Below are 23,315 nucleotides of genomic sequence, written 5' to 3'. Positions count from 1 at the left end.
GCTAATCCTGCCAGGTTAACAAAGCCCTTAGGGGATCAGGATGATCTCTTGCCCGCCCAGCTGCAGCCGGTTCAACCGCAAGGGCGTCAGCACGGGGGCGCCACCCGATTGCAGATCTTCCAGAAGACCCGCATCCCAGCCCATATCCGGGCTGTTCAGCCGGAAGCTTTGCGGCCGGATCACCTGACCGTCCCGCAGTGCCAGCCCTTGGGCATTGATCCAGCCGCTGCGGCCCTGCTCCACCATAATGGCTTCTTCCCCCGGCAGATCAGGCCAGAGATCCGCCACCACCAAGGCGCAACCGGGCTTGTCGCTATCGGGCAAGAGGATACGGCAGCTCTCCAGCCAGACAGACAGTTGATCCGCCTCCACGCCGTTCAGCAGCGCATCGCGGGTGGCTGCGGCGTCTGGCGGGATCACCGGAAGAACCGCAACAAGCGCGGTCCGCAGCGCATCGGCATCTGGCAGCCCCCCTTCGGCCCTTGATGCCAAGGCGGTCGCCAGGGCCTCTTGCCCCGGATGGGTTGCGCGCTCGCGCAGATGGGCCAGCACGGTTTCCCCGGCCCGGCCCCAGTCTTCCAGTGCCGCGACATCCAGCTGTGCGGCGGGCACCGCGCCCCTGTCGAAACGTGCCAACTGACTTTGCGCTGCAATGCGTTCCGGATTTAGCACAGGCGTCAGCACCAGAGCAGCCAAAGCAATCAACGCCAGCGCCATGGTGATATTGGCCTGACGGACGCGTTCCTCCCAGCCTGCGCCGCGCAGCACGGCCAGCAGATAGAGCAGCCCGTAACCCAGACCGAGAGCCGCAACCTGGACCGCAAATACCCGATCCGGCGTCCAGCCATGCTGGGCCACCCGCAGCCAGACGGCCCATGCACCCAAGGCAGCCGGGGCAAGGATCAGCGCCGCCATGATCTGTGCCGCGCGACGGACCACCGGGCTGCGTGTGGCTTCAGCCGCCGATTGGTCAAGCGCAGCCGTCACAAGCGTAGCCCCGGTTGCTGCCATCGTGAGCAGGATGGTGGCAGCCGACAATTGTCCGAACAGATTGTCCAGCCCGCGCACCGGCAGCATGACCAGAAAGACCGCCAGCACCAGAAGCACCGCCGGCAACAATAGCCGCAACAGGCGCAGCACCAGGTCGGGGCCGACCACCTCGGCCATTTCCTGCACGACCGCCATGGCAAGGCCAAGGGTCGCACCGGTCAGCACCATCGATACCAGCGGCTGCTGCACCAGATCAGCGATCAGCGTGATACCCACGATGGTCAGCAAAGTATCCGACAGCCAGATCAGCAGCCAGACCAGGCCGACAAACAGCCATGACGCGGCAAAGCGGATGACGATGGTCCAGGCTTCGGAAAACAGCAGCGGATAGTCACGCCAGCCCAGATGCGACGCTGCGATACAGAAGGGCAAAGGCACAAAGACCAGAACCAGCCCGGCCAGAACCGGGATCGGGCTGTCGAACAATCCCTCCACCGTGTCAAAGCGCAGGCTCGCCAACGCCATCAGCACGGCCAGCAGCAGCCCAAGACCAAAGGCAAAAGGCAAGGCCCGGCGCAGGGTCAGCGGGCCGGTCAGCGCCAGCAAGGCGGTAAAGAAGGTCACGGCGAGGCAGGTCAGGGCAAAGGCCAGCCGTTCGGCCAGCAGGTTCTGCTCCATAAGCTCGACCAATCCCCACAGGGAAAGGCCGGCCAAAGCCCCGATCAAGGCCAACGCGCCCCGCGCCCGGCTGTCCAGTTCTGTTGCCATGGCCTGTATCTCCGTCCTGCTTTTGCGCCAACCTAGCGAAGGTCCTGGGCAGACGAAAGCCGGGATCAGAAATCGGTCGGGGCGCCGCCTTCCTGTTTGCGTCGGGCGACGAAGCGTTGCAGTTCCTCGCGGCAGGCCCCGTCCATCGGCGGTGCTTCGAATTCGGCCAGAATCTGTTTGTAAAGTCGGTGCGCGCGTTCCGATGTCCAGACCCCGCCATCCTGTTGCCAGGCCTCATAGTTGCGCCAATCGCTGACAAAGGGCGCATAGAAAGCGGTCTGATAGCGGTCCTGCGTGTGCTGACAACCAAAATAATGCCCGCCGGGACCAACTTCGCGGATCGTGTCGAAGGCCAGATCGTCATCGCTGGTGGACCAGAGCGGCGCTTCGCAATAGCGCTGGATCATCTGCAGCACTTCGCAATCCATCACGAATTTCTCGGGGCTGGCGATCAGCCCGCCCTCCAGCCAGCCCGCCGCGTGATACACCATGTTCGTGCCCGACTGCACTGCCGCCCAAAGCGAATTGCAGGTTTCCCACATGCTTTGCGCATCGGGCACATTGCCTGCGCAGACCCCCGATGACCGCATCGGCAGCTTGTAGAAGCGCGCAAGTTGCCCGGTCATCTGGGTGGCGCGCATGTATTCGGGCGTGCCAAAGGCCGGGGCCCCCGATTTCATGTCCACATTCGATGTGAAGGTGCCGATGGCCACCGGGCAACCGGGGTTGATATACTGCAGCAGCACGATGGCCGCCAAGCCCTCGGCCAGGCTGAGCGCGACGGCACCTGCCATGGTGACTGGGGCCATGGCACCCGCCAGGGTGAAGGGCGTCACCACCACCGGCTGTCCGCGCTTGGCCAGACGCATCGCGCCATCCAGCATCGGGAAATCATGCTTCAGCGGCGAGACCGAATTGATGTTGGTGTACATCCGCGGTGCCGCGTCGAATTCATCTTGCGTCAGGCCTGCGGCGATGCGGGTCATCTCCATCACATCTTCAACCCGCTCTGCGCCCAGGCTGTAGGCGTGAACCACCTTGTCGGTCAGCGTCAGCTTTTCAAACAGGCAATCCAGATGCCGGACCGAAGGGTGGATATCCACCGGTTCAACCGGATAGCCCCCGGCAATATGGATGCAGTTGAAATACTGCGTCAGCTTCATGAACTCTTTGAAGGTTTCGAAATCGCCGGTGCGCTTGCCGCGTTCCAGATCCCAGGCGTTGGGCGGGCTCGAGACGTTGACAAACGCCATGTGCCGCCCGCCAATCGGCACGGCCCGATCTGCGTTGCGGGGGGTGATGGTGAATTGCGCCGGCGCATGCGCCAGCATTTCCATCACGAAATCCTCATCCATCCGCACATTGGTATCGCGCACCCGGCACCCTGCCTTGCGCAGGATCGCCACGGCATCGGGGTTCAGGAATTCGATCCCGATTTCTGACAGGATGCGCATGGCGGTCTTGTGAATCCGCTGCACGCCTTCGTCATCCAGCGGTTCGATCGGGCGGTCAGGCACAACCGGGATGCGCCATGGCATCTGTTCGATGACTGCGGATCCGGCCCGGGCCTTGTTGCCCGCCCGTCCGCCGGCCCGGCTGCGCTTGCGCCCTTGATCGTCGCTCATGCCATATCCTCCGGTTGACGCCCTTTCCGGGCAGAATGGCGGAAAGAGCATTGTCACGCAGACAATATTTGCGACGCAAACCTGTCGTTTTCAGGAAAAGTTCATTCAGGCCGGGACGGACTCGGCCAGCCAAGCCGGCAAATGGCCGATATCAGGCAGAACCACGTCGGCATGCGGGGCCAGTTCTGCATGATCGGCGATCCCGGTCAGAACGGCAACACACACCATCCCGGCCGCGCGCCCGGCTTCCATGTCATGGCGGCTGTCACCCACCATCGCAATCCGGGCTGGGGGTAGCCCGACCTGCCGAGCAAAAGCCAGAAGCTGGCCAGGTGCCGGTTTACCACCATGACCGGAATCGTAACCCGCCACGAAATCGAACAGGTCGATCACACCATGGTTGGTCAGATGCGTTCGGGCGGGGGCTTCGGTGTCATTGGTGGCAAGGCCGATCTTTAGGCCCCTGTCCCTGAGCGCCTGAAACAAGGGGCGCAGCGGAACGGCTTCGGCCATGTCGGCCTGCCCGGCAAGCCGGTTCATCCGGTCGGTCAGCTCCTCATGGCTCATCCTTGGCAGATGACCGTTCATCCGCGCCGCGATTTCCGGCGCAGTGGCAGCAATGACCGGACTGTCGGGCGCAAAGTCGATCCGGTCGATATCAAAGCCAATGCTGCGCGCCAGCTGGTTGCGGTGTTCCGGTCCGTCTGCGATCCCTTCAAGCAACCGGATCACCCAATTGCCCCAACTGCGGCGAAAATCGAAAAGCGTTCCGTCCTTGTCGAAAACCAGCCCTTCGATCATGCCCGGCACTCCCTGTTTGCGGGGCTGAGCATAGGCAGGGCCGGGCATTTGGCAAGCGGTTCAACGTGCTTTCTACCTGTCAGGTCCAATGCGGCCCGGGCCCGCCCGGCAACTGGGCACGGGCCTGCATCGGGCGATCATAGGCCAGCCCGGAGGCATCGCAGAACGCCATCACCAGTGCATCTTCGGTTAAGAGGAAGTCCAGCACAGCCCCAAGAAACACAGGGTCGCGCACCAACCCGGCCAGATCATCAACTGTCGCTCCCGTTGCTTCGAAGAATCGCGGAATCAACTCTGACTGGCCAATCAGCCATGAAACGGCTTGCAGGGCGAGTGTTTCGGCAGTTTCTTGCCCATTCATGGTTGCGCTCCACAAAAAGTGATCATTTTCCTGTCGTCATGCCCCGAGGGTTAACAATTGGAAAGCATTTCTTAACCATCTGGGTGGATGTTGACCTTGAACAGGAACAAGTGGGGCGCAAGTATTGCCATGGTCGGGAAGATACTCATCGTTGATGATGTGGCGACCAACCGCATCGTCTTCAAGGTCAAGCTGGGGGCGGCCTGCTACCAGCCCCTGATGGCATCAGATGGGAAAAGCTGCCTGCGTCTTGCCCGTGAAACCCTGCCTGATCTGATTCTGCTGGACCTTGTCCTACCTGACCTTAGCGGAATCGACGTGCTCAGATCGTTGCGCGCCGATCCGTTGACCGCAGACATTCCCGTGCTGATGTTCTCGGCCAGCCTTGATCCACAGGCAAGGCTGGCAGCCCTGGCAGCCGGAGCCGATGACTTTCTGACAAAACCCATCGACGACACGATCCTGATGGCCCGTCTGCGCAACCTGTTGCGCAGTCATGAGGCATTGGCCGAACTCGGGCAGCGCGGGGCCACGCTGAAGGCGTTGGGGCTGGCCGAAGCGCAATCCGATTTCGCGCCGCCCGGCCTGATCGCGCTGGTGACGGAACGCCCTGAACTGGCCATGCGCCTGCGCCGCGATCTCGCAGGCCAGCTGCCCGACCGTGTGGTGGCACTCAGCCGCGAAGAGGCGCTGGCAGAAGGTTCGTTGGGAACGGCACCAGATGCCTTTGTCATCGATGCCGATCTGGGGGGCGAAGGTGGCGGAATGCGCCTGATGTCGGAACTGCGGTCGCGTTCTGCCACGCGCCATGCGGCGGTGGTGCTGATTCATGCGGCGCCCCGGTCGGAAGATATGGCCATGGCGTTCGACATGGGGGCCAATGACGCCTTGCCGCTGGGTTTGCCGGCAGGCGAACTTGCCATCCGCCTGCGCACCCATCTGCGCCGCAAGAAGGCTGGCGACCGGCTGCGCCATTCGGTGCAAGACGGGCTGCGCCTTGCCGTCATCGACCCGCTGACCGGGCTTTATAACCGTCGCTATGCCCTGCCCCGGCTGGCCAGCATCGCCGAACGGGCAGAGGCCACGGGTGGCAGCTTTGCCGTGATGATTGTCGATCTGGACCGTTTCAAGGCCGTCAACGATTGCTGGGGCCATGCTGCGGGCGATCAGGTTCTGATCGAGGTTGCCCGGCGGCTGGGTGACAATCTGCGCGGGTCCGATCTGATCGCGCGGATCGGGGGCGAGGAATTTCTGGTCGCCCTGCCCGATGCCAGCATGGCCGAAGCGCGCCAGACTGCGGAACGCCTGTGCCATGCCGTCCACCGCCAGCCCATCGCCTTGCCCGACGGGTCAGAGCTTTCGGTGACCATCTCCATCGGCCTGGCCGTGGCCCAGGGACCGACGATCCCTTCCCCCGAAAGAGTGGCCGATGTGGTGGATCGGGCCGATCAGGCCTTGCTGGTGGCAAAGGCCGAAGGGCGCAACAAGGTGATCCTGAGCCGGACAGCCGCCTGAAGCCTATCCACCAGCGCATACCGGCAAAAGGGGACGGGGGCCATGCCCCTGTCCCTGCCACCTGTGCGACGGGTATTGCCTAATCGTGCTTGTGCCTGCGCAGCAGACTGGCCTCCAGGCGGTCGGCAAATTCCCGGCGTTCTGCAACCGACATCGCAACCAGCCGGTCGCGCAACAGATCCTGCCCCTGATCCAGTTTCTCCCGCAGCCGCTGCTTCTGTCGCGCCAGGGCGGCCTCCAGTATCTCGGGCTGGAACGGATCGGCGCGCAGGGCCTGCAAAACCGCGTCAAGATCATCGCGCATCAACCGACGGACAGCCTTTGGATCGGGAAACAGCGCGCGGAACGCCTTGCGCAATTCCTTGCGATCCTCTTCGGACAGGGCGGCAGAATAGGGGCCGAAGCCCAGATCCCGCACCATCTCGAACCCTTTGGGCGGGCCGCGCATCACGGCACCCACAACCACCCCCGCAATCATCAGATTGACCGCAGCGGAAAGAAAGAACGCCAGCCGCCAGCGGTTCACCCCGGGTTTGACTTCTGCCATCGCTCAGCCCTCCGTCAGCCAGCCATCAAGGCTGGGGATCAGTTCCACCATGTCCAGTGGCGCCTGCGTGCCCGGCCACTCCAGCGCGCTCGGCTGAGCAAAGCCAAGCCAGAATCCCGCCAGGGCGGCAGTAGCCAGCCCGGCAAAAGCCCCCGCAGGCACCCATTGACGGATGAACCAGAAGGCGTCCGGCCGCTTTGGGGCCGGTTTCGACAAGGGGGCAGACACGGGCTGCAGATCATGGGCATCGGCCAGCACCCGGGCCAGCAGATGCGACGGGGCCTCGCGCCGGTCATCGCGCGCCACGGCAAGAAATGCGTCCAGATCGTCGTCGTCCATCTTCCGCCTCACTTTCGGCCTTCAGGCCGCTCCCCCCGCATCACCATATCCCAGATCGGCCCGTCGTCCTGCCAGTGCCGCCGCAAGCGCACGCTTGCCGCGTGCCGTCAGGCTTTCCACGGCCTCAACCCCGATCCCGAGAATCTCGGCAATCTCGGGATTGGCAAGCCCTTCAATATGGCGCAACACCACGGCCTGCCTTTGCCGGTCGGGCAGGCAGGCCAGTGCCGCATCCAGTGCCGCCAGCCGATCCGCAGCCATCAGCCGCATTTCGGCCCCGGGCTGGCCATCGCCGATCTCGGGCGCGTCCTCCAGCGATGTGGCCGGCCTGCGCCGCCGCATGCGAGCACGATCCGTTACCAGATTGGTCACCACACGATAGAGCCAGGTGGCAACCTGCGCCTCGCCGCTGCGCCAGTCGGGCGCGATCCGCCACAGGCGCAGCATCGCTTCCTGCGCCACATCCTCGGCTTCGGCCCGATCCCCCAGAAGCCGCGCCGCATAGCCCAGGACGCGCGGCGTAAAGCGCAGCGTCAGGGCCCGCGCCGCCATACGGTCGCCGGTGGCATAGCGCGCCAGCAAGGCCGCATCGTCAAGATCGGACAGGTCATCAAGCGGCATCGGCATCCCGACAGGTGGTAATCGTAAAGTCGGGGCGGGGCAACGCCGCGCGGCATCGCCCCGCCTGTTGCATCAGCCTTCGTCGCCGAATCCATGGCCACGCTTGTGACCGCGCTTCATCATCCAGTCGCGAGCGGCTTCCAGTTCGGCGCGCGACAGGGCACCGTCGCCATCGGCATCGACATGCTTCATCATCTTGCGCCCGGGCCCTTTGCCCATCTGCTCCTGCATCTCGGCGACGGTCAGCGTGCCATCCTTGTCGCCGTCCAGCCGTTCCATCATGCGGGCGCTGCGGGTCTTGGCCATGTCATTGGCCATTTTCAGGTGCGCGGCTTCAAGCTCGGCAGCGGAAATCTTGCCATCCTTGTCGCCGTCCATCTCGGCCACGCGCGCCGCGCGATGGGCTGCCATCTCATCGGGCGAAAGCTTGCCATCCTTGTCAGTGTCGATCACATCAAACTGCGCCAAGGGGCCACCCATCATCATCATGCCCATGGGGCCACCTTCGCCACCATGTTCACGGGCCTTGTCGGCCAGTGCGGCACTTCCCAGCCCGCCAACGAGAAGGGCGGTCACAGCCAGCGTATAGGCGATATTGCGTTTCTGCATGGGTCTCAATCTCCTGTCATTGCGGGGGCGGGCCTCTGCCTTGCCGCCTTCCTGAACAGCAAACGTGCCGATGCGGGCTTTCCGTCGCTGCGGGACAAAGATTTCTGCATCGGAGCAAATGCGACTTTGCGGCGCATGTTATCGGAACCCCTTCCCGTTTGCCCGCCGCTGCCCTTATGCTGCACAGGCCACAGCCCCAAAGGATCCACCATGACCGACACGGCAACCGATATGCAGCAGCCGCTGCCCGAAGACCGTCCAGTCGGTCAGGCGCTCTGGCGGGGCTGGCGTGGGCGCTGCCCGAATTGCGGCGGCGGGCCGATCCTGCGCAGTTATCTGAAGGTGCGCGATCACTGCCCCTCCTGCAACGAAGCGCTGCATCACCAGCGCGCCGATGATGGGCCGGCCTATATCACCATTCTGATCGTCGGCCATCTGGCTGGGCCTGCCCTGCTTTGGGCCTTTGTGAAATGGCGGCCCGATCCCTTGATCATGGTCGCGGTGTTTTCGGTCCTCTCGGTGGCACTGACACTCTGGTTGTTGCCGCGGGTGAAGGGGGCCTTTGTGGCACTGCAATGGTCACGGCGCATGCACGGATTCGGACGTGACAGCTGATCTGCCCATCCGCCCCGCCGCCACAGTCATCCTGACACGACAAGGGGCTTCGGGTCCCGAAGTGCTGATGGGCCAGCGCGGCGCCGGGGCAGTGTTCATGCCCTCGAAATACGTCTTTCCGGGTGGGGCTGTCGATGCCACGGATGCCGGAGTTCCGCTTGCCGCCCCCCTGCCCGATGCCTGTACGGCACGCCTGACGGGGGAACCCGGGGCCGAAACCCTGGCCGCCGCCGCGATCCGTGAAGTGTTCGAGGAAACCGGTCTGGCCCTGGGCCGATGCGGGTCATGGCCCGGTGCGATCCCGGCAGGGTGGGAGTCATTCGCCGCGCGTGGGCTTGTGCCTTGTGCCGCCGGATTGCGCTTTGTGTTCCGCGCCATCACCCCGCCGGGGCGCCCCCGGCGCTTTGACGCCCGGTTCTTTCTGGCCGATGCCGCTTCAGTCGCGGGCGATGCCACCGATTTCAGCGCCGCCACCGACGAGCTGTCGCATCTGCACTGGATCGCGCTTGCCGAGGTGCGCAACCTCGATCTGCCCTTCATCACCGAGGTGGTGCTGTCAGAGATCGCGCTTCTGCTGGCAGGCGGCGATCAGCCGGGCGTGCCGTTCTTTGACAATTCCGGCCCCCGCCCGACATTCCGCCGCATCCCCTAGGATTTGCGCACGGGCCAGACCGGATGCGGCACCGGGTCTTTGGCACGGGTCAGATACAGCCGGAAAATCTCCAGATAACTGCGATAGACATATCCATCGTTGCGACGCTGGTAATGATCGCGGTTCGCCCGATACATGGCGGGCAGATCGTACCACGGCACTGCCGGATGCATGTGATGCACCACATGCAGGTTGTTGTTCAGAAACAGCAGGGCAAGTGGCCCCCTGTCTTCGATGATCACGGTGCGGGCGCGGCAGGCGTCATGGGCGCGGTGTTCCAGAAAGGTGCGGATCTTCAACAAGGCATGCCCAATCCAGGCAGCGGCCAGATAGGCCCAGCCCGACATTTCGGCCGTCCAGATCCACCAGACCACCGGCACCAGACCCAGCAGGTGCAGCCCCCAGTCGCGGATCACGGCGCGGTTGCCACCGGCAATCAGCCGCGCTTCGGACCACAGCCACATCACGGTGCCGATGATCGGGCCCAGCACGATCCGCCCCAGAAGGGTATTATTGGCCATCAGCAGAAATTGAAAAACTTTCGGCAGGCGATCCCATGTTGCCGGATCAAAATAGTTCGATTCCGGATCGTCATAGGGATCGGTCAGCGCCGGGTCATGGTGGTGCTGCAGATGGGTGTCACGAAACCGGCCATAGGGAACCGTCAGCGAAAGCGACGGAATAACCAGCAGTTCATTCAGCCAACGCTGCCGGAACGGGTGGCCATGCAACACCTCGTGCTGGAGACTGGAAAACTGCGCAATCGCGATCCCGGTCAGGATGATCCCCAGCAGGGGCGACCAATGGCTGACAGTCGTGCTCCCCAAACCCCAAAGCAGGTAGGTCGCGATCAGCAGACCAAGCGTAATCCATTCGATGGCAGGTTGGCGGCGGGACATGACATTCTCCTTCCCCTTCCAGCTATCACTGGACAGACGCGCCGGGAATTCCGAGAATACGCATCGCAAAGTCAACAGCGCAGATAATAATCACGGGATGTGACAATGATCGACAAGCGCGACCGCGCGCCGCAATTTCGCCAGCGCCTGCGCGAGGCGATGGCCCGGCGTGGGCTGAGCCAGAGCGCGCTGGCGCGGGCCACCGGGGCTGATCGGTCCACCCTGTCGCAATTGCTGGCCGAAGGCACCCGGCTGCCCAATGCGGGACTTGCCGCCGAATGTGCCATCGCGCTTGGCGTTTCTGCCGATTGGCTGCTGGGCCTTTCAGACCGCCCCGAACCGCTGGACGACATTCTGGCGACCCAATTGTCCATGCCCGAAGCCCCCCGCGCCCTGTTTGACGACGCCATCTTCGGCTGGCACCGTGACGCGGCGGGCTACAAGATCCGCCATGTGCCAGCCACCCTGCCCGACATGCTCAAGACCCGTGCCATGGTGGAATGGGAATACCGCCCGCAATTGGGGCGCACCGCGGAACAGGCCTTTGCCGCATTTGAAGATCAGCTGAACTGGCTGGCCGATGCGCGGTCGGATTATGAAATCGCCCTGCCCATGCACGAACTTGCGGCCTTTGCCGGGGGGACCGGCTATTATGACGGGCTGCCCGTCGAGACTCGGCTGGGCCAGTTGAACAGGTTTGCCCAGTTGGCGGATGATCTGTATCCGGCGTTGCGCATCTATCTGTTCGACGCAAGACGGCTGTTTTCCGCCCCGATCACCGTTTTTGGCCCCATGCTGGCGGTGGTCTATCTGGGGCGCCATTACATCGCGTTCCGCGACAGCACCCGCGTTGCCACCGTGACCAGCCATTTCGATTGGCTGGTGCGCGAAGCGGCACTGGGTGCGCGCGATTTCGCGAACCATGTCAGAGCGTTGCGTGACGGTGTTCAGAACCGCTGAAGCCGGGACAGATCATAGCCATTCCAGATCAGAATCTCGCGCGCTGCAGCCCAGCGGTCAGGCGGCAACGAGCCGCCCCGGTTCAGGATGAACCCCATCTCACCCGTAGGTGTGCCGATGACAAGCGTGCGCAGATCGACATCAGCCCAGAGGATCCACCAGGGTTGGGCAATGCCCGGCCCTGCGGGTTGCGGGGCAAGACGCCCGGGGCCGGGCACGGTCGCAAGGCCGCTCTGGCGCATTCGGGCACCGTTCAGGCATAGATCGGCCTCCAGCCTCACACCGCTCGGCTGGGCTTGGCCGATGCGCACCCGGCCTAGCGCGCAGCCCCCCGGGGCCGTAGCAAAGGCCGCGACCTGCTGCCAATCTCCGGCCAGCTGCCCGGGCTGCACCACCGCATTGGACCAGATCGGCGCCGCCCGGTCACGGAACGTGACACGCCGGTCAGGCTGGGCGCCCGGCATGCAGGCCGCCAGCACCAGCAGCGCCAACAGGATCATTCGAGGCAAAGGGTCACCCGCCTTCCATCTTTTTGCAGGATGTCATTGCAGCCAAACATCGGTGTCACTGGCGCGCAGGTGCCGGAACGGGCCAGACATAGCCCTTCGCAATCGCTTTCCTTGCGGCAACTGCGACCGGCGTCACGGGTGCGGCGCACGCAGGCAAAACTGGCCTCGCCCCCCGCGCGCGACCAGACGCCCCCCCGCGTCTCGCAGCGCAATTGCGCCTCGGATCGCGGCGCGACAGGGGCAGCGGCAGGCTGGGCCTGGGCTTCAGGCTGCGCTTTGCGGGCCGGTGCAGGCGCTACCGGCGCGGCCCCTTCCGGTTTCGCAACAGCCGGGGCGCCAGCGGGTGTGACGGGCTTCACCGAGATCGGCCCGCCTGTGATCGGGCTTTGCGCCGCTGCAGCGGTTACAGTCGGGTTTGGCGCACCGCCAGATCGCCCCGGCAGGGTCAATTGGCAGGCGCATAACGCGACAAGGCACAGAACTGCCAGCCCCTGCCCAACCCTGCTTAGCATCCCCGGTCCGGTCATCAGTAGGGTGCCGGATGTTCGCGGTGCAGCGCGGCAATCCCTGCCATCACCTCGTCATCCAGCCGCAGCCCCGCCGCCCCCAGATTGGTCTGCAGTTGCGCGACCGAGGTGGCCCCGATGATCGGGATGCAGGGGAAGGGCCGGGTGCGGGTAAAGGCAATTGCCATCTGGCACGGGTCCAGCCCGTGGTCACGCGCCAGCCCGAGATAAGCCGACACTGCCGCAAAAACCTGCGGCGTGATCCGGCCACCCAGATCGGGATTGCGGCTGCGCCTTGTGCCATCGGGCACCACATCCCCGGCATATTTGCCGGAAACCAGACCACAGGCCAAAGGCGAAAAGGCCAGCAGCGGCATATCCTCCATCGCCGAAAGCTCGGCCCAGTCGCTGTCGAACTGGCGGCACAGCAGGGAATATTCATTCTGCACTGTGGCCATGCGCGGCAAGCGGTGGTCATCGGCCAGCCGCAGCCATTGCGCCGCGCCCCAGACGCTTTCATTCGACAGCCCGATCGCCCGGATCTTGCCTGCCGCGATGGCCGTTTCGGCGGCGCGCAGGATTTCCTCCATTTCCGCCAGGACAGCGGCACGATCAACGCCCGGTTTATACCCCCATATCTGGCGGAAATGGTAAGATCCACGGTTGGGCCAATGCAGTTGATAAAGATCGATGTAATCGGTCTGCAGTCGCCGCAGCGATCCCTCCAGCGCCGCCGTAAAACTGGCAGCGGTAATGGGTTGGCCGGGCCGCAGGATCTGGCCCTTGCCAGTGATCTTGGTCGCCAGAACAACCTTGTCACGCCCGCCTTGGTTTGCAAACCATGTGCCGATGATTTCCTCGGTGCGGCCAGCCGTTTCGGCCAGGACCGGAGCCACCGGGTACATTTCGGCAGTGTCGAGGAAGTTCACCCCATGATCCAGCGCGCAGGCGATCTGGGCGTGGCCTTCGGCTTCGGTATTCTGACTGCCCCATGTCATGGTGCCAAGGCACAGTTCGGAAACGGTCAGGCCGGTGCGGCCAAGGGGAAGCTGTTGCATGGCGGGTCTCCTTCCTGCGACAGCCTATCCCGGCGCAGGGCAAAGGCAAGGGGTGAACGATCCGGCACGCGAACCGCTTGCTCCGGGCCCTCGCGGTCCGAGATGCCGATAGAGTGAGCACCAGCCAATCAGATTTGGGGTAGGCTTCGCTCTGACCTGTTCACATAACACCCAAAGGTCCGATCCCTTGCGCCACCTGCTCCCCGCCTTGCTCATGCTGGCCTGCCCTGTCTGTGCCGCTCCGGTGGATTACGCCTTGCAGCCCGAGACATCTTATGTCGGATTCTCTGTGGATTTTGATACACAAGATATCAGCGGCCATTTTCCCATCATCACCGCCGATCTGACACTCGATTTTGACACGGTTGCCCGCTCCACCATCGACGTCACGCTGGACGCACAGCACGCCACCGCCAACTTTCCTTTCGCCGCCGAGGCGTTGAAAGGAGCAAATGTGCTGGATGCGCGCCATCATCCAACGATCCATTTTGCATCCACCAAAGTTCTCTCGCACGGCAGCGGTGCGTTGGTTCAGGGAAACCTGACCATGCGCGGAGTGACCCGACCGATCACCCTGCATGCCTCGATCTTTCGTCAGAAAGGCCATGATACCGGGGATCTGTCACATCTGACCGTCCACTTGCAGGGCAGTTTGCGGCGCAGCGCCTTTGGTGCCACAGGATTTGCAGATGCGGTTGGCGATGAGGTCCGGTTGGACATCCGGGCGCGGATAAAGCTCCTGCAATAACGCCGACAGCTTCCCCCTACCGCTCTGCCGAACCTTGCGCTAAACCGCGTCCGGTAGACGAAGGAAGACCCAATGGCGCGGATTCTCATTACCTCGGCGATTCCCTATATCAACGGGATCAAGCATCTGGGGAACCTCGTGGGCAGCCAACTGCCTGCCGACCTGTTCGCGCGCTACAAGCGCGGGCGCGGCGATGAGGTCATGTTCATCTGCGCCACCGACGAACACGGCACCCCTGCGGAACTCGCCGCTGCCAAGGCAGGCAAGCCTGTGGCCGAATATTGCGCCGAGATGCATGATGTGCAGGCCGAGATTGCCAAGGGGTTCCGGCTGTCCTTCGATCACTTTGGCCGCTCCTCCTCGCAGCGCAACCACAAGCTGACCCAAGCCTTTGCGGGCAAGCTGGCCGAAAACGGGTTGATCCGCGAAGTCTCGGAAAAGATGATCTATTCCATCGACGACGGCCGCTTCCTGCCCGATCGCTATGTCGAGGGCACCTGCCCGAATTGCGGCTATGACTCGGCGCGCGGCGATCAATGCGACAATTGCACCAAGCAGCTTGATCCCACCGACCTGATCAACCCGCGCTCCACCATTTCCGGCTCCACCAATCTGGAAGAGCGCGAGACCAAGCATCTCTACCTCATGCAGCGCTCGCTGAAGGACAAGCTGGAGGCCTGGATCGACAGCAAGACCGATTGGCCGGTGCTGACCACCTCGATTGCGAAGAAATGGCTGCACGACGGCGACGGGTTGCAAGATCGCGGCATCACCCGCGATCTGCATTGGGGCATCCCGGTCAAGAAGGGCGATCAGCCCTGGCCGGGGATGGAGGGCAAGGTCTTCTACGTCTGGTTCGATGCGCCCATCGAATATATCGCAGGCACCGCCGAATGGGCCGATGCCAATGGCAAGACCGATGCCGATTGGGAACGCTGGTGGCGCACCGACAAGGGCGCGGCGGACGTGACTTATTATCAATTCATGGGCAAGGACAACGTGCCCTTCCATACGCTTTCCTTCCCCGCCACGATCCTCGGTTCGGGCGAGCCGTGGAAGATGGTCGATTACCTCAAGTCCTTCAATTACCTGAATTATGATGGGGGCCAGTTCTCCACCTCGCGCGGGCGGGGCGTGTTCATGGATCAGGCGCTGTCGATCCTGCCGTCCGATTACTGGCGCTGGTGGCTGCTCAGCCACGCGCCCGAATCCTCGGATGCCGAGTTCACATGGGAGAATTTCCAGGCTTCGGTGAACAAGGATCTGGCCGATGTGCTGGGCAATTTCGTGTCCCGCGTCACCAAATTCGCCAAGTCGAAACTGGGCGAGGTGGTGCCTGCGGGCGGCGAGTATGGCCGCGAAGAGGCCGCGCTGATCGCCGATCTCGGCGCGCGCATCCGCGAATATGAAGCGCTGATGGACGCCATCGAGGTGCGCAAGGCCGCGGCTGAACTGCGCGCCATCTGGGTGATCGGCAACGAATATCTGCAAGCCGCCGCCCCATGGAGCGCGATCAAGACCGATCCGGCCCGCGCCGAGGCGATGATCCGCCTCAGCCTGAACCTGATCCGCGTCTATGCCATCCTCTCGCGTCCCTTCATCCCCGATGCCGCCCAGGCGATGATGGAGGCGATGGGCAGCAGCGACTGGACATGGCCGAGCGATGTGCCGGAAGCCCTGCGCGCGCTGGAACCCGGCCACGCCTTCACCGTGCCGGAAAACCTGTTCCGCAAGATCACCGACGAAGAGCGCGCCGATTGGCAACAGCGCTTTGCGGGCAAGCGCGACTGACCGATCAGGGGCTGCCAGCCTGCCCCTGACACAACCGTTTCTCGAAAAACACCCGATCAAACCCCTGATCCTGCCGCCGCCCGGTGATGGCATATCCAAGATGCGGGTAAAGCTGCAGGTTTTGGGTCATTAAAGCGTTGGTGTAGAGCCGAACCGCAGGCAACCCTGCGGCGCAGGCCAAGGCCTCGCACTGCCGGATCAACGCGCGGCCAATCCCCTGCCCGCCCCATCTGGGCAGCACGGCCACCGTATCCAGCAGCATCGCCTCGCTTTCGGCCCGACAGATCAGATAGCCCGCCAGCTCGCCACCCCGTTCCGCCAGCCAAACCTGCCCGGCAGCGATTGCGGCGGGAAAATCGGTATCCATCGGGGCGGGGCGTCGCCCGATCAGCGGAACATAGGGCGCAAAGGCCGCCTCTGCGCACCTGCGGATCGCGCCTGCATCCTCAGGGGTGGCGGGGCGGATCATGCGCCGCCCTTTCAGGCCAGACCCAGGGCGGCCAGATCGCCCCCGGCTTCGGCGATACGCTGGATCAGCCGGTCCAGAAACGGGCGGCGGGCGTCGATGTTGCGGCGCTTGAGAAACCACAGAAGAAAAGCCGCGTAGGGCCATTGCGTCGTCAAAGCACGGTTTAGCGCGGCGGGCCAATCTTCGGGGCGTTCCACCATCGCTGCGCAGTGATGCAGGTCGGTTGCCCCGAAGAAAATGGCAGGGACGCCATGCAACATCCCTTCCAGCCCGACGGAAGACGAGATCGACACCGAAACCGCCGCCCCGTCCAGAATGTCATGCAGGTTGGCCTCGGTCACCGTGACCCCCGGGCGTCGGTCCAGGCGGCGCAGGATTGCTTCGGTCTCAGGCCCCCGATTGCGCGGATGGGGCTTGACCACCAGATGCCGCCCATCGCGATGGGCCAGAACCGTCTCGATCATCTGCAGGGCCGTCATGTGCCGGGCGCGTTCCACCGGGTCCGACAGATCCTGCAGGAAAACGGCGATATGCCCGCCTGCAAAGCTGGCCCGCGCTTCGGGTTGGGCATGGCGCGACCGGCGCGGCACGACATGGGCGGCGTGCAACTCCGCCAGAAAGGCGGCAGCCCGGTCCGATGGCACCGCATCGGCGCGATACCGGGCCTGAACCGTGCTGCTTTCGAAGAAAATTCCCTTCGGATCGGCATAGAAGAACCGGTCCAGATAGGCCGTTCCCAAGATCAGCGCCTGTCCGCGCCCCACCGCCGCCGCATGAACCAGATCGAATCCGTCGCTCTCGGGCCCGGCCTGCAAAGCCGCGATGTCACGATGCACGATCCGGGTGCGGGCCCCTGCCCCGGCCAGACCATCCAGCACGCGGCGATAAAACTGCGGCATGCGCGCGCAAGCGTTTTCCAGCATATGTGCCGGAAGATGCAGCCTGATCTCCGCCATCCTGCCCCCTTTTCGGGCAGTCTAGCCCCCACCCGGCAGGCCCGCAATCCGCTTTGCCCTTGACTTTTGGCCAAGGCATGCGCATGTCGCCCCCAACCGTCGCCCGTGCCGCGTGAGCACCATTCCAGGGCGCGGGGACCGGGTTCCCACCATCACGCAGGGGCGCCGCGGTGTGACGGTCGCTGGAACACGATGTTCCGGAGGCGAGGCACAACCGCCCCCTCGATGCCGCGGCACCCGCGGCAAGGCAGGTTTGCGCCTGCCGGAAAGCCATTCATGACCACCTTCGCCGATCTGGGCCTGTCGCCCAAACTGTTGAAAGCCCTGCCCGATACCGGGTTTACAACGCCTACGCCCATTCAGGCGCAGGCCATCCCGCATGTGATGCAGGGCCGCGACCTGATGGGCCTTGCCCAGACGGGCACGGGCAAGACGGCGGCCTTTGGCCTGCCGCTGCTGCACCGCCTGCTCGACATCACCCATCCGCCGGGGCCACGCAATGTGCGCGCGCTGATCATGGCGCCGACCCGCGAACTGGTGCAGCAGATCTACGAGCATCTGTTCACCTTTACCAAAGGCACGCCCTGCAAGATCACCATGGTTGTGGGCGGCGCATCGATCAACAAGCAGGTTGATCGGCTGGCCAAGGGCACCGATGTGCTGATCGCCACGCCGGGCCGGTTGATCGACCTGCTGGATCGCGGGGCTGTCAGCCTTGAAAAATGTGGCTATCTGGTGCTGGATGAGGCCGACCACATGCTTGACATGGGCTTCATCCATGCCCTGCGCACCATCGCCAAGCACATCCCGCTGAAGCGCCAGACACTGCTGTTCTCGGCCACCATGCCGAAGGACATCGAGGAAATCGCGGCAACCTATCTGCGCGATCCGGTCCGCGTGCAGGTTTCGCCCCCCGGCAAACCTGCCGACAAGATCGTGCAGGGCGTGCATTTCACTCCGCAGGGCGACAAGGCACGGTTGCTGGAAACCTATTTGCAGAAGCACCCGGGCGAAGCCGCCATCGTCTTTTCGCGCACCAAGCATGGCGCGGACAAGCTGGCCAAGCTGCTTGTGGGCTGGGGCTTCAGCGCCGGGGCGATTCATGGCAACCGCAGCCAGAACCAGCGGGAACGCACCTTGGCGGAGTTCCGCGAGGGCAGCCTTGCGGTGCTGGTGGCAACCGACGTGGCGGCACGGGGGATCGACATTCCGCTGGTGCGGCATGTGTATAATTACGACATGCCGAATGTGCCGGAAAACTATGTCCATCGGATCGGCCGCACGGCCCGCGCCGGGGCAGAAGGCGCAGCTGTGGCCTTCTGTGCCCCTGCCGAGATGGAAGAGCTGATGGCGGTGGAAAAGGTGCTGAAAAAGCCGATCCCGGTGATCGGCGGCGCGCCTTGGGCGATGGAGATGGTGAAGGCCGCACCGAAGCCGGGCCAGAACCGGGGTCGCCCGCAGGGTGGTCGTCCGCAGGCGGCCGCAAAGCCCGGTGCCAAACCGCAATCTGCCCGCCCGCAAGGCGCTGGCAAGCCCCAGGGCAAACCTGCCGCAAAACCGGTTCAGGCCAAGGCAGTTCAGGGGGGTCAGGGTGCCCCCAAGCGCAACGCGGGCGGACAACAGCGCCGTCCGGCAGGCCGGGGCTGATTGGATCGACTGCGGGCGGGCCAAGGTCCGCCCGGTCTGCCGGATCGGGCCATGCGGATGGGCCCAGGATGGCCCACCCATTCCCTGATACGGACCCGGTTACGGGTTGACCTCGTCTTCCAGGTTCAGTTTCATCTCCAGCAAGACCTGCTGAATGGCCAGCGTTTCGCGCAACAGCCGCTTGGCCTCGTTCACCGAAATCTTGCCATCCCCAATCGCCTGATTGTATTCGGCCATCAGCATGCCAAAGCGCTGCGCCAAGGCGACCACATCGGAATTGATGCCACCCGATTGCGAATTGCGCCGTTCCGTATCGTAGCTGAGCGTGATGCCGCGCAGATCAGCCAGCGCCGAGGTCACATGCGGAAAGCGCGACGCGGCCTCCAGCTGTGCCACGACGTCAATCGGCATGAAGCGATCGCCATGCTCATCCTGATCGGAATAATAGCGCCCGATCGTGGCCTTTGATTTGCCGGTCAACTCGCAGGCCGCCTCGATCCCGACGTCCTTCACAAGTGCTTCGGTGTGCTTCTTCAGATACGAGCCGATCGACATACTTGGGGTCCTGGCATGATCCCGGACGGGCCGGGGAAAACAGATAGTCTTTTCCCATTAATCGGATGGCAGGATTTTGTCATGCATTATTCAGTTCCGGGTAACCGGGGCCTTAATGAGTGGTCGGCGTCCCCAGCGTCGGCATGGGTGGGGTCCGCCGTGTGAAGGCCTGCACCGGAAAACCGGATCGCTGGCTTGGTCTGCATGGCGGACCTGCCCTCGCAACTTGCCGTTGCCCTGTCCCTCGGGTGCATTGGTGAAGACCTGCGGCAAACCTGCTGTGGTGGTTCGGTTTCTCGGGGCGGGTATCGCCGTCGCCACCGCTGGCGGCGGGCCCCATCCAGCTTTCGTGCCAGTGGTAATGGTGCCCCTGTGGTGCAAGTTGGTCAAAAGTGCCAAAGGCCCCGCTTGCACAAGGCGGGGCTTTTGCGTTACCGCGCGCACCATCATGGCCAAGCTTTACTTCCATTACTCCACGATGAACGCGGGCAAATCGACCGCGCTCCTGCAGGCATCGCATAACTACCGCGAAGGTGGGATGCAGACCCTGCTCATCACCGCGCAATTTGACAACCGCGCCGGGCAGGCGCGGATCGCCAGCCGGATCGGTATTGGCGAGGATGCAGATACTTTCGCACCGGGCGAGGATCTGTTTGCGAAGCTGGAGGCGCGCCTTGCCCAAGGCCCCATTGCCTGTATCTTCATTGATGAGGCGCAGTTCCTGTCAAAGGAGCAGGTCTGGCAACTGGCCCGCGCCGTGGATGATCTGGGCGTACCTGTCATGTGCTATGGGCTACGGGTGGATTTCCGGGGCGAACTGTTTCCGGGTTCGGCTGCCCTGCTGGCCTGGGCAGACGAGATGCGCGAAGTTCGCACGATCTGCCATTGCGGCAAGAAGGCGACCATGGTGATCCGCCGCGGCCCGGATGGCCGTGCGCTGAAAGACGGCGATCAGGTGGTGATCGGCGGCAATGAAACCTATGTCAGCCTCTGCCGCCGCCATTGGCGCGCAGCAGTGGCCGATTGAACGGCGCTTGGCCATAGAGGGCTGATTGGCCCCCGCTTGCGTTCATCGCGCCGAACGCGACCGTAGCGCAATCATGACCCCAGCCGCCGTGATAAGCACCATTCCGAACACGGCAAGCGGTGTCAGCACCTCGCCCCAGATGACCCAAGACCAGAACGCCGAAGCGGGCAGAATGATGTATTCAAAGACGGAAACCCGGCTGGCATCGGCCAGCTGATAGGCCTTGATCATCATCCCCACACCCAGAAGTGACCCTGCCGCCTGCACGAAGGTCCAGAAATAAAAGCTGCCCGATACGGCCACCGCCCCCCGCTGCACGAAGCCATCGGCCCCATCGGGCACCGGCAGCGGGAACAGATGCAGCAGCGCCATCCCGACTGCACCCAGGATGCCAAGCGCCAGAAAGAACCCACCCAAAAGCGTTTCCGCTGTTTCGCCGCCACACCATTCGCGCGTGGCGATATTGCCCAGGGCGTAAAGCGCGCCCGCCAACACCGGCAAGGCGGCAGCCAGGCTGGCCCCCGCCATGGCCTCGGGCCCCAGTACCAGTACGACGCCGACAAAACCGACGGCAACGGCCAGAACCCGCACCGGCCCGATCCCGTGCCCATAGACAAAGCGGGAAATCAGCAGCACGAAGATCGGCGCAGTGAACAGGCCTGCAGCCACCTGCGCCACCGGCAGAAAGGCCAGCGCCCCGAAATAGATCAACATTGCCGCGCCATGAATGGCCGAACGCGCCACCACGGCCCGCAGGTTGCGCGGACGCAAGCGCAGGCCCAGCGGCACCATCAGAGCCAGCAAGATGCCCCATGCCATGACCGACCGCGTGGCATGGAACTGCCACAACCCGCCCTCGGCGGCGACCACCCGCACATAATTGTCGGTATAGCCGATGATCGTGGCATAGACCACCACCAGCCCGGCGGCGGCAAGGGTGCGATCCGGCACCTGTGCCGGGCTGTTAGCGGATGACATCTGCAATTTCCTTTCGTCTGCCCTTTTCAATGCCGCAACTGGGCATCATTCTGCATGCCGGAATGCGACACGATATTGCCGAAGGGGGGTTACATGGGGTGGCTGGCAGATGAAAGCGGGTTGGAACGCAACGCGGCAAACCATGTGCCGTTGACCCCATTGTCGCATCTGCGGCGCGCGGCGGATGTGCATGCGGACCGGCTGGCCATCGTCTGGCGCGATCATCGTGTGACCTATGCCGAATATGCCGCCCGAGTGACGCGCCTGGCATCGGGGCTGGCGCGGCGCGGCGTGCGGCCCGGCGATGTCGTGGCGACCCTGTTGCCCAACATTCCCGCACAGGCCGAGGCGCATTTTGCCGTACCGGCCTGCGGCGCAGTGCTCAACACCATCAACACCCGGCTGGATGCCGATACGGTGGGATATATCTTCGGTCATGCCGGAGCGCGGGTGGTGCTGGTCGATACTGCTCTGCTCCCCTTGGCCGAAGCGGCGATCCGCAAGATGGAGGGACCTGCCCCGCAGATTATCGAGGTCTGCGATCACGCGGCGGGCCATGTGCCATCGGGGCATTATCTGGGGTATGATGACCTTCTGGCCGAGGGCGATCCGGGGTTCGACTGGGTGTTGCCGCAGGACGAATGGGAAAGCATCGCCATCAACTATACATCAGGAACCACGGGGCGGCCCAAGGGTGTGGTTTATCACCATCGCGGGGCCTATCTGGGCACCATGGCCTCGGTTATCGGCTGGCGGATGCAGCTGTTCCCCAAGGTGCTGACCATCGTGCCGATGTTCCATTGCAACGGCTGGCTGCAGCCCTGGATGGCGCCGATGATGGGCGGCACGCTGATCTGCTGCCGCGATGTCACGGCAAAGGCGATCTATGACGCGATTGCCGACGAGGGTGTCACCCATTTCGGCGGGGCACCCATTGTGCTGAACACCATCATCAACGCGCCCGAAAGCGACCGCCGCCCCTTCAACCATGTGGTCGAAGTCTTCACCGCAGGGGCGCCGCCCCCGGCTGCCACCCTTGCCGCCATTGAACCGCTGGGCTTCAATGTCACTCAGGTTTACGGACTGACCGAAACCTATGGGCCTGCAACGGAATGTCTGTGGCAACCGGAATGGGACAGCACGACAGGCGAAGACCGTGCAACGCTGAAGGCCCGTACCGGGGTCGCCATGGCCCAGATGGACGCTGTCACCGTGCTGGACAGCCACGATACGCCCGTGAAACGTGACAGCGCCCATCTGGGCGAAATCGTCATGCGCGGCAATCTGGTGATGAAAGGCTATTACAAGAACCCGCAAGCCACGGCCGAGGCCTTCAAGGGCGGCTGGTTCCGGTCCGGCGATATCGCGGTGCAACACCCCGATGGCTATATCAAGATCACCGACCGGGCCAAGGATATCATCATTTCGGGCGGCGAGAATGTCTCCTCGGTCGAGGTTGAGGGCGCCCTGATGCACCATCCGGCGGTCAGCCTTTGCGCCGTGGTGGCCAAGCCCGACGATAAATGGGGCGAAGTGCCCTGCGCCTTTGTCGAACTGAAACCCGGAATGACCGCAACCGAAGATGACCTGATCCGCTTTGCCCGCAGCCGCCTTGCCGGTTTCGCCACCCCCAAGGCCGTGGTGTTCTGCGATCTGCCCAAGACATCGACCGGCAAGATCCAGAAATTCGAACTGCGCGCAGTGGCCAGGCTGATGGCCCAACAGGGCTGAGCGGTGGCACCTTCCCGCCGGTCGCGGTTGTGACGGCG

At 63.7% G+C, this 23,315-nt stretch carries 25 protein-coding genes; 9 read left to right on the top strand and 16 right to left on the bottom strand.

What is annotated here, in order from left to right:
* Positions 1 to 27: 27 nt before the first annotated feature.
* The 4 genes from V6590_RS12745 to V6590_RS12730 form a co-directional block, all read right to left on the bottom strand.
* Positions 28 to 1,758: a DUF4153 domain-containing protein gene (locus V6590_RS12745; protein ID WP_335423662.1), complete on the bottom strand. Its 1,731-nt coding sequence runs from the start codon at positions 1,756 to 1,758 to the stop codon at positions 28 to 30.
* 65 nt (positions 1,759 to 1,823) lie between these two features.
* Positions 1,824 to 3,383, bottom strand: coding sequence for a trimethylamine methyltransferase family protein (locus V6590_RS12740; protein WP_335423661.1), 1,560 nt, complete (start codon positions 3,381 to 3,383; stop codon positions 1,824 to 1,826).
* A 105-nt stretch (positions 3,384 to 3,488) separates the two neighbouring features.
* Positions 3,489 to 4,184: an HAD family hydrolase gene (locus V6590_RS12735; protein ID WP_335423659.1), complete on the bottom strand. Its 696-nt coding sequence runs from the start codon at positions 4,182 to 4,184 to the stop codon at positions 3,489 to 3,491.
* Positions 4,185 to 4,263: 79 nt separating this feature from the next.
* Positions 4,264 to 4,545 (bottom strand): DUF3572 domain-containing protein, encoded by a 282-nt coding sequence (locus V6590_RS12730; protein WP_335423657.1) that lies wholly within the window; start codon positions 4,543 to 4,545, stop codon positions 4,264 to 4,266.
* Between the two features lie 129 nt (positions 4,546 to 4,674).
* On the opposite strand from V6590_RS12730, the gene V6590_RS12725 reads away from it, so the two are divergent.
* On the top strand, positions 4,675 to 6,060 hold the full coding sequence (locus tag V6590_RS12725; RefSeq protein WP_335423655.1) for a diguanylate cyclase: 1,386 nt from the start codon (positions 4,675 to 4,677) through the stop codon (positions 6,058 to 6,060).
* Positions 6,061 to 6,139: 79 nt separating this feature from the next.
* Here V6590_RS12725 and V6590_RS12720 read toward each other — a convergent pair whose 3' ends face one another.
* From V6590_RS12720 to V6590_RS12705, 4 genes are all read right to left on the bottom strand, one after another.
* A complete protein-coding gene (locus tag V6590_RS12720) occupies positions 6,140 to 6,607 on the bottom strand; it encodes a periplasmic heavy metal sensor (RefSeq protein ID WP_335423653.1) in 468 nt (155 codons plus the stop codon).
* Positions 6,608 to 6,610: 3 nt separating this feature from the next.
* The gene (locus tag V6590_RS12715) at positions 6,611 to 6,946 is read right to left on the bottom strand and encodes a dihydroorotate dehydrogenase (RefSeq protein ID WP_335423652.1); all 336 of its coding nucleotides are present in this window, start codon (positions 6,944 to 6,946) and stop codon (positions 6,611 to 6,613) included.
* A gap of 21 nt (positions 6,947 to 6,967) precedes the next feature.
* Positions 6,968 to 7,573, bottom strand: coding sequence for an RNA polymerase sigma factor (locus tag V6590_RS12710; RefSeq protein ID WP_335423650.1), 606 nt, complete (start codon positions 7,571 to 7,573; stop codon positions 6,968 to 6,970).
* 66 nt (positions 7,574 to 7,639) lie between these two features.
* The gene (locus tag V6590_RS12705) at positions 7,640 to 8,176 is read right to left on the bottom strand and encodes an EF-hand domain-containing protein (RefSeq protein ID WP_335423648.1); all 537 of its coding nucleotides are present in this window, start codon (positions 8,174 to 8,176) and stop codon (positions 7,640 to 7,642) included.
* A gap of 210 nt (positions 8,177 to 8,386) precedes the next feature.
* On the opposite strand from V6590_RS12705, the gene V6590_RS12700 reads away from it, so the two are divergent.
* Entirely contained in the window at positions 8,387 to 8,791 is a 405-nt protein-coding gene (locus tag V6590_RS12700; protein ID WP_335423646.1) for a DUF983 domain-containing protein, read from the top strand.
* Positions 8,781 to 9,443 (top strand): NUDIX hydrolase, encoded by a 663-nt coding sequence (locus V6590_RS12695; protein ID WP_335423644.1) that lies wholly within the window; start codon positions 8,781 to 8,783, stop codon positions 9,441 to 9,443. Before V6590_RS12700 ends, V6590_RS12695 begins: the two co-directional genes overlap by 11 nt.
* Here V6590_RS12695 and V6590_RS12690 read toward each other — a convergent pair.
* Positions 9,440 to 10,342: a fatty acid desaturase gene (locus tag V6590_RS12690; protein WP_335423642.1), complete on the bottom strand. Its 903-nt coding sequence runs from the start codon at positions 10,340 to 10,342 to the stop codon at positions 9,440 to 9,442. The two genes, V6590_RS12695 and V6590_RS12690, sit on opposite strands and share 4 nt — an antisense overlap.
* A 105-nt stretch (positions 10,343 to 10,447) precedes the next feature.
* Between V6590_RS12690 and V6590_RS12685 the strand changes: the two genes are divergently transcribed.
* Positions 10,448 to 11,302 carry a helix-turn-helix domain-containing protein gene (locus V6590_RS12685; protein WP_335423641.1) on the top strand — a complete coding sequence of 285 codons (855 nt, stop codon included), beginning with the start codon at positions 10,448 to 10,450 and terminating at the stop codon, positions 11,300 to 11,302.
* Here the strand turns inward: V6590_RS12685 and V6590_RS12680 are convergent.
* From V6590_RS12680 to V6590_RS12670, 3 genes are read right to left on the bottom strand one after another with little or no spacing between them, the layout of a single operon-like run.
* Complete coding sequence (locus V6590_RS12680; RefSeq protein WP_335423639.1) at positions 11,290 to 11,802, bottom strand: lipocalin family protein; 513 nt, start codon at positions 11,800 to 11,802, stop codon at positions 11,290 to 11,292. The genes V6590_RS12685 and V6590_RS12680 overlap by 13 nt on opposite strands.
* Positions 11,799 to 12,323 (bottom strand): hypothetical protein, encoded by a 525-nt coding sequence (locus V6590_RS12675; RefSeq protein ID WP_335423637.1) that lies wholly within the window; start codon positions 12,321 to 12,323, stop codon positions 11,799 to 11,801. The genes V6590_RS12680 and V6590_RS12675 overlap by 4 nt, the downstream gene beginning before the upstream one ends.
* A 14-nt stretch (positions 12,324 to 12,337) precedes the next feature.
* Complete coding sequence (locus tag V6590_RS12670; protein WP_335423635.1) at positions 12,338 to 13,375, bottom strand: aldo/keto reductase; 1,038 nt, start codon at positions 13,373 to 13,375, stop codon at positions 12,338 to 12,340.
* A 244-nt stretch (positions 13,376 to 13,619) separates the two neighbouring features.
* Here V6590_RS12670 and V6590_RS12665 point away from each other — a divergent pair, with 244 nt between their 5' ends.
* Entirely contained in the window at positions 13,620 to 14,123 is a 504-nt protein-coding gene (locus tag V6590_RS12665) for a YceI family protein (RefSeq protein ID WP_335423633.1), read from the top strand.
* A gap of 72 nt (positions 14,124 to 14,195) precedes the next feature.
* Positions 14,196 to 15,914, top strand: coding sequence for a methionine--tRNA ligase (gene metG, locus V6590_RS12660; protein WP_335423631.1), 1,719 nt, complete (start codon positions 14,196 to 14,198; stop codon positions 15,912 to 15,914).
* Between the two features lie 4 nt (positions 15,915 to 15,918).
* On the opposite strand, the gene V6590_RS12655 is transcribed toward metG, so the two are convergent.
* Together V6590_RS12655 and V6590_RS12650 are read right to left on the bottom strand one after the other, a co-directional pair.
* Entirely contained in the window at positions 15,919 to 16,383 is a 465-nt protein-coding gene (locus V6590_RS12655; protein WP_335423629.1) for a GNAT family N-acetyltransferase, read from the bottom strand.
* A gap of 11 nt (positions 16,384 to 16,394) precedes the next feature.
* A complete protein-coding gene (locus V6590_RS12650) occupies positions 16,395 to 17,339 on the bottom strand; it encodes a hypothetical protein (protein ID WP_335423626.1) in 945 nt (314 codons plus the stop codon).
* Positions 17,340 to 17,615: 276 nt separating this feature from the next.
* Here V6590_RS12650 and V6590_RS12645 point away from each other — a divergent pair, with 276 nt between their 5' ends.
* The gene (locus V6590_RS12645; protein ID WP_335423624.1) at positions 17,616 to 18,986 is read left to right on the top strand and encodes a DEAD/DEAH box helicase; all 1,371 of its coding nucleotides are present in this window, start codon (positions 17,616 to 17,618) and stop codon (positions 18,984 to 18,986) included.
* 99 nt (positions 18,987 to 19,085) lie between these two features.
* Here V6590_RS12645 and V6590_RS12640 read toward each other — a convergent pair whose 3' ends face one another.
* Positions 19,086 to 19,541: a hypothetical protein gene (locus V6590_RS12640; protein ID WP_335423622.1), complete on the bottom strand. Its 456-nt coding sequence runs from the start codon at positions 19,539 to 19,541 to the stop codon at positions 19,086 to 19,088.
* Positions 19,542 to 19,989: 448 nt separating this feature from the next.
* Here V6590_RS12640 and V6590_RS12635 point away from each other — a divergent pair, with 448 nt between their 5' ends.
* Entirely contained in the window at positions 19,990 to 20,568 is a 579-nt protein-coding gene (locus V6590_RS12635; protein ID WP_335423620.1) for a thymidine kinase, read from the top strand.
* Between the two features lie 42 nt (positions 20,569 to 20,610).
* Here V6590_RS12635 and V6590_RS12630 read toward each other — a convergent pair whose 3' ends face one another.
* Positions 20,611 to 21,546 (bottom strand): DMT family transporter, encoded by a 936-nt coding sequence (locus V6590_RS12630; RefSeq protein WP_335423618.1) that lies wholly within the window; start codon positions 21,544 to 21,546, stop codon positions 20,611 to 20,613.
* Between the two features lie 93 nt (positions 21,547 to 21,639).
* On the opposite strand from V6590_RS12630, the gene V6590_RS12625 reads away from it, so the two are divergent.
* Complete coding sequence (locus V6590_RS12625) at positions 21,640 to 23,277, top strand: AMP-binding protein (RefSeq protein ID WP_335423617.1); 1,638 nt, start codon at positions 21,640 to 21,642, stop codon at positions 23,275 to 23,277.
* The last annotated feature ends 38 nt before the right edge of the window (positions 23,278 to 23,315 follow it).

This window comes from Gemmobacter denitrificans (assembly GCF_036964905.1).
Taxonomy (GTDB): domain Bacteria; phylum Pseudomonadota; class Alphaproteobacteria; order Rhodobacterales; family Rhodobacteraceae; genus Gemmobacter; species Gemmobacter denitrificans.
Note: the sequence above shows the minus strand (reverse complement) of the source record. Positions and strands in the feature narration are given on the sequence as shown.